The following is an 11,816-nucleotide window of genomic DNA, read 5'->3' on the forward strand; positions in this document are numbered from 1 at the left end:
CCGGTGGCACCGCCGAGGCCGACCGCGATCAGCGTTGGGTGGTCGAGTTTCACCTGATAAGGCGATTTCGGCTTGTTCTTGGCGTCGACGGTTGGGGCGGCCTCGGATTGCTCCTCTTTCGTCTTCTTCTTGCAGATCTCGTCATGCAGATCGTTGGGCGACAGCGTGTCGCCATAGGGCTTGAGCGCCGCCAGCGTCGTCGAGCCGGCGGCCGGCGTATCAAAACCCTGGTCGAGCAGCTTCGCCGCGGCTTCGGCGCGGCTGATGGCGGATTTTTCGCCAAGCACCACGGCAACCAGCGTGCGGCCATTGCGCGTCGCCGAGCCGATCATGTTGAAGCCCGAGGAGCAGACGAAGCCGGTCTTCATGCCGTCGGCGCCCGGGTAGCGGCCGATCAGGAGATTGTAGTTGGGAAGCGCCTTCTTGCCGACGGCAAGTCCCTCGATGGAGAACCATGGCGCATATTGCGGGAAGTCGTTGCGGAGCGCCGTGACCAGGACGGCGAGGTCGCGCGCGGTCGTATACTGGTCCGGCGAATAGAGCCCGTTCGGATTGACGAAATGCGTGCCGGTCATGCCGAGTCTGGCGGCCTCGGCATTCATGCGGTCGGCAAAGGCCTCCTGCGAACCGCCGATGTTCTCGCCGACGGCCATGGCGATGTCGTTGGCCGACTTGACCAGCATCATCTTCAGCGCATTGTCGAGCCGCATCACCGAGCCTGGCTTGAAGCCCATCTTGCTCGGCGGCTCGCCGGCGGAATGTTTCGTCACCTTGATCGGCGAATCGAGCGCGACCTCGCCGGCGGCGATCGCCCGGAACGTCACATAGGCCGTCATCAGCTTGCTGAGCGAGGCCGGATACCAGCGCTTGAAGGCATCCTGATGCTCCAGCACCTTGCCGCTCTTCAAGTCGAAGAGAACCACCGGATTGGCGCGCGCGGCGCCACAGAGCATCGGCAGCGCCAGCCCGCCCGCCAGCAATAGGTTGAGGAAATGCCCTTGCCGCATGATCTATTCCGAAATCGCCTCTTGCCGTAGTCGCCGCTGGCTCCGTAAGATTTCGATACGCGATAGCCAGCATGGTGCGGACCGACCCTCGACCCAGGACCGCATTCGTGCGTGCTATTTACCCTATGTGACGCCAAAATGGCAAAGCGCCAGGCAATCACAATTGCCGGGCAGCGGACCTGAGCCGTCTGCCCCAACAAAGAGATGGACCGATTATGCCAATTCTCAACCGTGCCGCGGAAATGCAGGAAGAAGTCGCCGGCTGGCGGCGCCATCTGCACCGGACGCCGGAGTTGAATTTCGACGTCTTCCAGACCGCCGGCTTCGTCACCGACAAGCTGATGGCCTTCGGCTGCGACGAGGTCGTGACGGGGCTCGGCAAGACCGGTGTCGTCGGCATCATTCGCGGCCGCAAGGGCGAGGGTCCGACCATCGGGCTGCGCGCCGACATGGACGCGTTGCCGATCAATGAGATCACCGGCAAGCCCTATGCGTCGACAGTCCCCGGCAAGATGCATGCCTGCGGCCATGACGGCCACACCGCCATGCTGCTCGGCGCCGCAAAATACTTGGCCGAGACGCGCAATTTCGCCGGTTCCGTGGCGGTGATCTTCCAGCCGGCCGAGGAAGGCGGCGGCGGCGGCAATGAGATGGTCAAGGACGGCATGATGGAGCGCTTCGGCATCTCGAAGGTGTTCGGCATGCACAACATGCCCGGCCTTCCGGTCGGCGAGTTCGCCATCAAGCCCGGCCCGATCATGGCGGCGACCGCCGAATTCACCATCACCGTCAAGGGGCACGGCGGCCATGCGGCCATGCCGCACGGCACGATCGACCCGATCGTCGTCGCCAGCCAGTTGATCAGCGCTCTGCAGACTATCGCCTCGCGCAACACCGATCCGGTCGAGGCCGTCGTGGTGTCGGTGACGAAATTTCACGCCGGCGATGCCTACAACGTCATTCCGGAACAGGCCGAGATCGCCGGCACGGTGCGCACGCTGAAGAAAGAGGTGGCCAGGAAAGCGGAAGAGCGCATGCGCGCCATCTGCGCCGGCCTTGCGTCGGCCTTCGGCGCGACGATCGAGGTCGACTACGACGCCAACTATCCCGTCACCTTCAACCATGCGGAAGAGACGGTTTTCGCCAGCGATATCGCCGCCGACGTCGCCGGCGACGCGCATGTCCACCGCGCCATCCAGCCGGTGATGGGCGGCGAGGATTTTTCCTACATGCTGGAGGCGCGCCCCGGCGCCTTCATCTTCATCGGCAATGGCGACAGCGCCGGCCTGCACCATCCGGCCTATGACTTCAACGACGAGGTCATCCCGCATGGCATGAGCTATTGGGTGAGGCTGGCGGAGGCCGCGTTGGCCGCCTGACCGCCTTTGCGGCACGGCGGCGAGCCCACCTCGCTGCCGCCCGGCCGGCGCCGTGGAGTAAGTTGTTGCTCGGCAGCGAGCAACACCTCTTGGCGAACCGGCCCGAAGCGGCTATGTGTCTGGCCGCGTGGTCCCGTAGCTCAGTAGGATAGAGCGGCAGATTCCTAATCTGTAGGTCACAGGTTCGATTCCTGTCGGGATCACCATAATTTTCAAACGCTTAGCGAGAAGCCGCCATACTTTTTTCTGAAGATTAGTACGGCGAATTTCGCAGCTCCCGCGGTTCTCGCACGGTCAGCGATGGCCGCTTGACCGGAAAGTCGGAAGTTCTGTGTGACGAAAAGGCGGATTGCGGTCGGCCTCCCAGCTTCGCAAGGGCCAGCCTTACACCAGAGGACTAGATCGATTGATCATTACGACCTGCGATAGGCAAAGATAGCCGTCTGCCGCAATCGCGCTGTGCCGGGCTATGCCTGTGCATCATCAGAATGATTGATGAAAATGCCACCCTGCAGAGCGATAACCGGGCGTCAACTTTAGCTCAGGCAAGCCATGCTCCCGGCATACTGGAAGGCACCAGCGGCGGATACGGTTTTTTTTGAAAATTCTAATTTGCCGGCATCCTGCAGATGGGAAAGCGTACACGATTATGACCTGGATCACGGGGGCCCGGTCCGGCGCCCATACCGGCCGTTAGGGCCTGGCTTCGCAGACGTTTCGATCGACGCTCACCTCAGGGAAATTGCGGCGCGCTACCCCTCGAAGGTGGCCGTCCATGACGGCGTGAATGAGCTTCGCTACTCGAATCTCGATACCGCCGTCCAGCTTTGGTCGCGCCGTGTCACCGCCCTTGCCCCTGAAGGGAAGGCGGTCGGAATCTGCCAGCCCGCTTCGGTCTGGTATATTGTTGCGGTGCTTGCGATCATTGCCGCGGGGAGGATTGCAGCCCCGCTCAATGCAAGGGATCCCAGCGTCAGGATCAACGAGATTGCATCCGCGGCGCAGCTCTCCGCCATCCTTGGCGCAGGAAGCCGGCCTGAAGATTTGGCTGCCGAAATCCAGTGGATCGACATTACGGCAAATGCCGCGGCGGACGATCAATTGTCGGCCATGCCGCATCCATCACCATCTGTCGATGCGCCGGCGATCGTTCTCTACACGTCGGGCAGCACCGGGCGTCCCAAGGGCATCGTCAACAGCCAGCGCAGCTTGCTCTGGCGCGTGCAACAATATGTCGACGCATGTCACATCAATTCCGAGGATGTTTTCCTTCCCCTGACGGGTCTGGCCACGATAGCCGGCTGTCGCGAGATTTTGGCGGCCATTCTCACCGGCGCCACCTTGCACCTCGTCGAGCTGGAAACGATCGGCCTGCGCGGCGTTCGCGCGAGGATCAAAGACCAGGGCACAACCGTCACCTACCTCGTGCCCGCCTTGCTTCGCACGCTCATGGCCGATGCTCCCGCCGACACGTTCAGCTCGCTCAGAGTGGCCCGCGTCGGGGGTGAGAGAGTGCTTTGGACCGACATTGCCCTTCTGCGCAAAGCCGTCCCGCCGCAATGCCTCGTCCAGATCGGCTATTCGTCCACGGAAACGACAGGCTCGCAGTGGTTCCTGCCGTCAGAGCCGCCGAACGCCGAGATCGACGTGCCGGTTGGACGCCTCTTGCCGGGGATCGCATTTGCGATCGTGAATGAGGAGGGGCGTCCTGCCCCGCCCGGTGAAACGGGAGAGCTCGTGATAAAAAGCCCGTATGTCCTCCTTGGGCATTGGGAGAACGGCGCCGTCGCCCCCGCCGAAGCGGACGCTGACAATCCGCGCGAGCGGATTTTCCCGACCGGCGACCTCGTCCAATTGGATAGCCACGGACTATTGAGGATCATTGGCCGAAAGGGGCGGCAGATAAAGATCAATGGTCGACGCATCGAGCCGGCCGAGCTCGAGAGGGTGCTGCGATCCGCCCCATCCGTTCAGGACGCCGTGGCGATCGTGACGGAGGCAACCGAACTTGTCGCATTCGCGACCCCGAATGATCCCGCGGGTCCGGATTTTGTGGATGACCTTCGCCAGTTGATCGCAAACGCGCTGCCCTCACCCTTGCGCCCTCTGCGGCTTCATCGCGTGGATGAGATTCCGCGCTTGGGCAGCGGAAAGATAGACCTGGCGAAACTCGGGAAGATGGACCTTTTGGCCAGGAAGCCGACCACCATTGCCGATCTGCCAAGTCCCGGCAGCGACCTGAAAGTGCGTCAGGTGGTGCAAAAGGCCTGGGGCAAGGTTCTCAACACGCGCGCAGCAGCAGGAAGGTGGGACGAGGCCGGTGGAGATTCGCTCAAGCTGCTGCATTGCGTGATGGAGATCGAGACCCTGATCGGCCAGGAGCTCGGGCTTGAGAACTTCACCGTGGGGATGAGCGCGGAAGAGATGGTGAGGGCAGTCGTCGCGGCGCAAGCAGCCGCGCCGGGCAGAGCCGCACCGGAGCATGATCCTCCGCTCCTTTTCCTGTTTCCCGGGTCCGTCGGATACGGACCAAGCCTTGCCGCTTTCGCCTCTGCCATGAGCAAGACCGCAAAGGTCGTGCCGATCAGATATCCAGGTCTAGCAATGATCCTCAAGGGACAGAACGATCTGGCGAGCATGGTGGATGCCGCAGTCCAGCAGGTCAACCGCGCCCAGCCGTCGGGCCATGTCAGGCTTCTCGGCCATTCGCTCGGTGGAGCAGTTGCCCTGGAAGTCGCCGTGCGCCTGCTCAAGGCGGGACGGTCGGTAAAGTTCGTCGGCATCCTCGACACGAGCCTTGAGGGCGAGCGCAGCCGTCGCTGGGAGACGGTCACCCGCACGGTGCGCCGGATACGGTCCAACCGCATCTCGTTCCACCGCGTCGCCTGCCGCGCTCTGGCGAAGATGGCGGTCAGAATGGGTTACGAAACTCGTCTCGCTCGCGCGATCGACCGTTACACCGACGGCCAGTTCAATGGAGCCTGCTTCCGGATCAAGCTGGAGCTGCAGGAAGTGTTGCGGGCCCAGGCCTTCTTCCGCTGGCTGGAGGAACCCAAAGCGGCGCTTTCGATCCCCGGCACCCTGTTTCGCTGTGCTCGTCCGGGCATGTCCCGCACCATCGGGTGGGACAGCGTATTCCGCGACCTGCAGGTGATTCCGATCGTCGGTACCCACATCGATCTCGTAGCGGAGCCTCATGTCGCGACCAACCGTCCACTGATCGAAAAGGCCGTCCTGCAAACGTATACGCCAGCCGAATCTCTGCGATTGGAGGGCCAACCGGCATGATCTCGCTGTTCACCAAGGAAGTGCTGGCATTGGATGCCGCCGCGGAGGCAGACCGCATCGCGTCGTCGACGCGCGAGCAGGTTCTGGTCACGCTTCGTCGGCGCGGTGTGGTGGTCGGGCTGTCAGGCGGCATCGATAGTTCCGTCGTCGCATCGTTGTGCGTGCGCGCCTTCGGAAGGGATAAGGTCCTGGGAATCTTCATGCCGGAGCGGGACTCCTCCGGGGACTCGCTGAGGCTCGGGCGCGTCATCGCGGCCCAGCTCGGCATCGACACCCTGGTGGAAGACATAGCCCCGGCGCTTGATGCCATCGGCGCCTATCGTCGACAAATCGAGGCCATCCGCTCCGTCGTTCCAGACTATGACGAAGGGTGGAAATGCAAACTGGTGCTCACCTCGGTCCTGGAGAGCCAAGGCCTCAACATCACCCGTCTCACGGTTCAGGATCGTGACGGCAAGGTCAACACGGTCCGGCTGCCCATGGCAGCCTATCTGCAGATCGTCGCCGCGACCAACTACAAGCAGCGCATCCGCAAGATGACGGAGTACTATCACGCGGACCGCCTCGGCTACGCGGTAGCGGGAACGCCGAACCGGCTCGAATACGACCAGGGCTTTTTCGTCAAGCAAGGCGACGGCATCGCCGACGTGATGCCGATCGTGCACCTCTACAAAACGCAGGTTTACCAGTTGGCGGAACATCTCGGGGTGGACGAAGAAATCCGGCGCCGGCCTCCGACCACCGACACATTCTCCATGGCGCAGAGCCAGGAGGAATTCTATTTTGCACTGCCTTACCACCTGACGGATCTGTGCCTCTATGGAGTGAACCATGGAGTATGCGCGGACGAGGTCGCGGCGGCTGCGGGCCTTACCGGCGGCCAGGTCGAAAAGGTCTACAAGGATATCGAGGCCAAGCGTCGGGCAGCACGTTACCTGCACGCCCGGCCCTTGCCGTCCGTCCCGATGGATGCGGGCTGACCCGGATGTGCGGGATCGCCGGAATACTGGCGCTGAGCGCCACCGCCGAACCGCCTTCTCGCGAGGCACTGATACGCATGGCTGGCGCGCTTGCGCATCGCGGCCCGGACGAGCGGGGACTTTACCGGGACAGACGTGCAGGGCTGGCGCATGCCCGCTTGTCGGTCGTCGATCTTCGACATGGACAGCAGCCCCTCGCCGACGCTGACGGCCTGATGTGGGTCGTGTTCAACGGCGAGATTTTCAACTACCTCGAACTGCGGGACAGGCTGATCGCTCTCGGTCATCGGTTCCGCACCCGCAGCGATACCGAGGTCGTTCTGCACGCCTATCAGGAATGGGGCCAGGCCGCCTTCGAGCGTATGAACGGTCAATGGGCGCTGGCAATCTGGGACCCGGTTGCCGGCCGGCTGGTATTGTCGCGCGATCGCTACGGCATTTGCCCGCTGCATTTCTGCGAGCATGGAGGCCGCATGTTCTTTGCGAGCGAAGTCAAGGCAATTTTCGCGGCCGATGCCGCGATCCCGCGCGCGTTCGATCCGGCCGGCATCGATCAGACCTTCACCATGTGGACGGTCGTTCCTCCGCAGAGCGTGTTTCAGGGCATCCGCGAACTCCCGCCTGGACATGTGCGCCTCTATGAGAACGGCGTGGCGCGCGAGTATCCCTTCTGGCAACCGCGCTTCCCGGAAATCCATGGTCGGGAACACGACCGATCCAGCGGCTCCCTGGACGATGCGGTCGAGGAGGTGCGCGTCGCGCTGGAAGCCGCGACGGCGTTGCGGATCGTGCAGGCCGATGTGCCGGTTGGCTGCTATCTGTCGGGCGGGCTCGACAGCTCCCTTGTCGCCGCGCTCGGAAGGCGCTTCGCCGGCGAGCGTTTCCAAACCTTCTCCCTGCGTTTTGCGGATGCCGAGTATGACGAGACCCATTTCCAGCGGCTCGTCGCCGCCCGAACCGGGAGCGAGCACCACGAGGTAGTCGTTTCGCGCAGCGACATCGCCGCGGTCTTTCCCGAGGTGATCCGCCACACCGAGCGGCCAATCCTCAGGACCGCCCCGGCACCACTCTTCCTGCTGTCGAGGCTGGTGCGGGAACACGGCATCAAGGTGGTGCTGACCGGCGAAGGCGCCGACGAGATGTTTGCCGGCTATGACCTGTTCCGCGAAGGCAAGGTGCGCCGCTTCTGGGGACGCCAGCCGGCTTCGACAAGGCGTGCCCGGCTGCTCGAACGGCTCTACCCCTACCTCTCGCGCTCACCGGTTCATCAGCAGGCGCTGGCCAGGCAATTCTTCGGCCGCAACATTCAGGCCCACGCCGTGGCCGGATTTGCGCATGACACGCGCTGGCGCACGACGAGCGCCATCAAACGCCTGTTCTGCCCGGATATGCGCGCCGCATCGGAACGGCGCGACGCGGTGACCGAACTGCTCTCGACATTGCCGGCCGAATTCCCGCGATGGAGCCCCCTCGCCCAGGACCAATATCTGGAGATCCGGACGCTGATGTCGGGCTATCTGCTCTCTTCGCAAGGCGACAGGATGCTGATGGCTCATTCCGTCGAGGGCCGCTTCCCCTTCCTGGATGACAAGGTCGTCGCCTTGGCCAATGCGCTTCCGGACGCCTACAAGCTGCGGGGCCTCGATGAGAAGCACGTGCTGAAGCGCGCCGCGGCGCCGATTCTGCCGCCCCAGGTCGTTGCCCGAAAGAAGCAGCCCTACCGGGCGCCGAATGCGCTGAGTTTCTTCGCCGCGGACGCCCCGGCATACATTCGTGAAGCGCTGTCCCAGACAGCATTGCAGGCGGCGGGCGTCTTCGATCCCCAATCGGTTGCCCGTCTGGTTGGAAAGTGCCAGGCCCGAGTTGGCGAGGGCGACATGTCGAATTCCGACAACATGGCCCTGGTGGGCGTGCTGTCGACGCAACTCCTGCATCAGCAATTTGTCGCAACCCGTCCAGCCGGCGCGACAAGGCCGGATCTCGGCATCGATGTCGACTACGAGCATCGGGAAAGGGAGGTAGCATGATCCATGGTGCCGTACCGCTCCTGCACGACTATCTGATCCACTCCGCCAGCCGGCTCGGCGATAAGGTGGCGCTGGTTTGCAATCGGCAACGCGTCACCTACGCCGAAATCGACGAGCGCTCCAATGGGCTTGCGCAATGTCTGGTGTCGGCCGGCGTGCAACGCAGCGACCGTGTGATGATCTTCGCCGACAACACGCTCGAGACCGTTGTCGGCTTCTGGGCGGCGCTCAAGGCAAACGCTGTCGTGTGCATCGTCAATCCGCTCACAAAGAGCGAGAAGCTCGACTACCTCCTGAATGATTGCCGACCGGCGGCGCTGATCACGGACCAGCACTTGCGCTCGGTGTTCGGTGGGCCGGCGCACAACTGCCGATCGCTGCGAAAGGTGATCGTATCGGGGCCGATCGAGGACGACGAACTCAACCGGCTGCCGCATGCGATGCGGTGGGAAACGGCCGCCGAAAGAGCTCTCGCCGCGCCGGCACGCTGTTCGATCGACGTCGATCTTGCCGCCATCATCTATACCTCCGGGTCCACGGGCGAACCCAAAGGAGTGATGCTGACACACCGCAACATGACGGCGGCATGCACATCGATAGCGTCATATCTGGAGCTTCGCGAAGATGAGGTGATCCTCAACGTCCTGCCCCTCGCCTTCGACTACGGCCTCTATCAGATGCTGATGGCCTTCCGCACCGGCGCTCGGCTTGTCCTCGAACGTTCCTTCGCTTTTCCGGCGCAGATCCTTCAGCTCATCAAGGACGAGAGGATTACGGGCTTTCCCGGGGTGCCCACCATCTTCGCCTCGCTTTCGGAGCTCAAGTCGCTGAAGGACCACGACTTTTCGAGCATCCGCTATGTCACCAACACCGCGGCCGCCTTGCCGCTCAAGCACATCAACATGCTCAGGGAGCTGTTTTCAGACGCGCGAATCTATTCGATGTACGGCCTCACCGAGTGCAAGCGCTGCACCTACCTGCCGCCGGAAGATCTCGAGCGAAAGCCCCTGAGCGTGGGGATTGCGATCCCGAACACGGAAATGTGGATCGTCGACGACAACGACAGGCGGGTCGAGCCCGGAACCGTTGGACAGCTTGTCATCCGTGGCGCGACGGTGATGAAGGGTTACTGGGGCAAACCGGAAGCGACCGCCAGGAAGCTCAAGCCTGGCCCCTTGCCGGGCGAGCAGGTGCTCTACACCGGAGACTACTGCCGGATGGACGCGGAGGGCTATCTCTACTTCATCGGCCGCGGCGACGAGATCATTAAATCCCGCGGCGAGAAGGTTGCGCCGAAGGAAGTCGAAAACGTGCTGGTGAACATTCCGGGCGTGAAGGAGGCCGCGGTGATCGGTGTCCCCGACGAGCTTCTGGGCCAGGCGGTGAAGGCGTTCGTCGTGATCGAGCAGGGACGGATCGTCGGCGAGAAGCAGCTTCAGATGGAATGCCAGAAGCGGCTGGAAAACTTCATGGTCCCGAAGTCGATCGTCATCGTGCCCAGTCTGCCCAGGACGGACACCGGAAAACTCAAGAAGGTAGCTCTTTCGTAGCGCCTGTTGAACGGCGCGGATCGCATTTGTCTTTTTATCGGAGGGTGGATTGGATGGATTCGATTTTGGCAACCAAGCCCGCGGGCGACGTTTACACGAAACAAATTCGGGATTTCCTGGCCTCGAACTTCTACGTCGCCGACGTGAAATCTCTCAGCGCCACGGAATCGCTGCTCGATCAGGGCATCGTCGATTCCACCGGGGTGCTCGAGGTCATCGGCTTCATCGAAGAGACCTTTGGCATCATCGTCGAAGACAGTGAGCTCCTCCCTGAGAACCTCGATTCCATCCAGGGAATAGCGCAGTTCATCGCCCGAAAGAGGGGGTGAAGCCGACCTGCCAGTTGCTCAGGGCTGCGGCTTTGCATATCCGAGCACGACGCGCGCCTCGCCGGCGAGGTTGGTGACGGCGGCGATATCCTCGTAGCCCCTGCTGCGCTCCATCAGGCTTGCGACCTGGCGGTCCTGACCGAGGCCGACCTCGAACAGCAGGGCGCCGCCGGGCCGCAGATACCGCAGGGCATCCTTCACCACGCGCATGTGGATAGCGATGCCGTAAGGCCCGGCCGCGAAAGCCTCGCGCGGCTCGAGAGCGACCAGATGGGAGCGATCGCCTTCAAGCCGTTTCTCCGAGATATAGGGCGGATTGCACACGATGAGGTCGATCGTGCCCTGATGTAGCAAAGCGGATAGAGCTTCGAACAAATCGCCCTTCAGGACCGATACCCTGCCGACCAGCCCATGGTGGACGATATTGCGGTGTGTTGCCTCGACACACGCATCGGTAAGATCGCTGGCCCAGACCTTCGCGGCCGGAACATGATGCGCGATGGCGCAGGCGAGATTGCCTGCGCCGCAGCACATGTCGACGACGCGCGGCGCCGGCAGGTTCATTCGATGCAAGACATCGACCGCGGTCGTGCCAAGCAGTTCGGTCTCCGGTCTCGGGACCAGTGAGCCGGGAGCGACGAGCATCTCCATTCCCATGAAGGCCGTGCTGCCTTTGCTGTAGGCGTCGGTAACGCTGATATCTTGGCTCAAGGCTTGCACTCGTAAAGACATCGAGTTGGTCGGTTGCTGCGGAAGCGACAGCCTACTGGACCGCCGCGCTTTCGAGTTCACTGCTGAACTTGACCTCGATCGTATCGCCAGGCGACACATCGGCGTCTTCGTCGGCAGGTTCCTTGCGCCATTGCCCATCGATCTTGCGAATGACCGTCATCTGAGCCCTGACGGTTTCGCCGGCGATCGACAAAGGCGCGGCGGTTGCGCCCTGGGGCTGCAGCTTTTGGCTCGCGGCGCGAAGTCTTGTGCCGATGTCGGCCAGCCGGACCTCGGTGTCCCGCAATTCGTTCAGCAAACCGATACGCCTTTGGTTCTCGTTGCGCTCGAGCTGCCTGGCAAAATCATCCTGCTGGCGCCGCGTTCTCATGAGCTCGACCGATGTTTCCAGCGCCCGGCTGGACGAAAGCAGGACAGCGCGCCGAACATCGGCGAGCCGGTTGTTCGTCAGATTCCCGGCCTTGAACAGCTTGGTGACCTGCTCCAGGTCGTCCTCATCGGCCTTCACTCCGTCCGCTTCATCC

The 11,816-nt window shown here is 62.7% G+C and carries 8 protein-coding genes, 1 tRNA gene and 1 pseudogene; 7 read left to right on the forward strand and 3 right to left on the reverse strand.

Annotated features, from left to right (window positions below):
* A partial coding sequence (locus tag EOA29_RS11655) for a D-alanyl-D-alanine carboxypeptidase family protein (RefSeq protein ID WP_145969659.1) occupies positions 1–1,007 on the reverse strand: 1,007 nt, incomplete at its 3' end.
* A gap of 215 nt (positions 1,008–1,222) precedes the next feature.
* Between EOA29_RS11655 and EOA29_RS11660 the strand changes: the two genes are divergently transcribed.
* The 7 genes from EOA29_RS11660 to EOA29_RS11690 all read left to right on the forward strand — a co-directional run bounded on the left by EOA29_RS11660 (position 1,223) and on the right by EOA29_RS11690 (position 10,560).
* Entirely contained in the window at positions 1,223–2,386 is a 1,164-nt protein-coding gene (locus tag EOA29_RS11660; protein WP_126091648.1) for a M20 aminoacylase family protein, read from the forward strand.
* A 129-nt stretch (positions 2,387–2,515) separates the two neighbouring features.
* Positions 2,516–2,592 (forward strand) — tRNA-Arg (locus EOA29_RS11665).
* A 346-nt stretch (positions 2,593–2,938) separates the two neighbouring features.
* Positions 2,939–5,674 carry an AMP-binding protein gene (locus EOA29_RS11670; RefSeq protein WP_126091647.1) on the forward strand — a complete coding sequence of 912 codons (2,736 nt, stop codon included), beginning with the start codon at positions 2,939–2,941 and terminating at the stop codon, positions 5,672–5,674.
* Entirely contained in the window at positions 5,671–6,654 is a 984-nt protein-coding gene (gene nadE / locus EOA29_RS11675) for an NAD(+) synthase (protein ID WP_189350511.1), read from the forward strand. The genes EOA29_RS11670 and nadE overlap by 4 nt, the downstream gene beginning before the upstream one ends.
* Positions 6,655–6,659: 5 nt before the next feature.
* The gene (gene asnB / locus EOA29_RS11680) at positions 6,660–8,681 is read left to right on the forward strand and encodes an asparagine synthase (glutamine-hydrolyzing) (RefSeq protein ID WP_126091646.1); all 2,022 of its coding nucleotides are present in this window, start codon (positions 6,660–6,662) and stop codon (positions 8,679–8,681) included.
* Positions 8,678–10,231 (forward strand): AMP-binding protein, encoded by a 1,554-nt coding sequence (locus tag EOA29_RS11685; protein WP_189350509.1) that lies wholly within the window; start codon positions 8,678–8,680, stop codon positions 10,229–10,231. The genes asnB and EOA29_RS11685 overlap by 4 nt, the downstream gene beginning before the upstream one ends.
* A 53-nt stretch (positions 10,232–10,284) precedes the next feature.
* The gene (locus EOA29_RS11690) at positions 10,285–10,560 is read left to right on the forward strand and encodes an acyl carrier protein (RefSeq protein WP_126091645.1); all 276 of its coding nucleotides are present in this window, start codon (positions 10,285–10,287) and stop codon (positions 10,558–10,560) included.
* Positions 10,561–10,578: 18 nt separating this feature from the next.
* Here EOA29_RS11690 and EOA29_RS11695 read toward each other — a convergent pair whose 3' ends face one another.
* Both EOA29_RS11695 and EOA29_RS11700 read right to left on the reverse strand, forming a co-directional pair.
* On the reverse strand, positions 10,579–11,271 hold the full coding sequence (locus tag EOA29_RS11695; protein WP_126091644.1) for a class I SAM-dependent methyltransferase: 693 nt from the start codon (positions 11,269–11,271) through the stop codon (positions 10,579–10,581).
* A gap of 52 nt (positions 11,272–11,323) precedes the next feature.
* Positions 11,324–11,816: pseudogene (locus tag EOA29_RS11700) on the reverse strand (sugar ABC transporter substrate-binding protein); the annotation flags it as partial.

Source organism: Mesorhizobium sp. M1E.F.Ca.ET.063.01.1.1, from assembly GCF_003998155.1.
Lineage (GTDB): Bacteria > Pseudomonadota > Alphaproteobacteria > Rhizobiales > Rhizobiaceae > Mesorhizobium.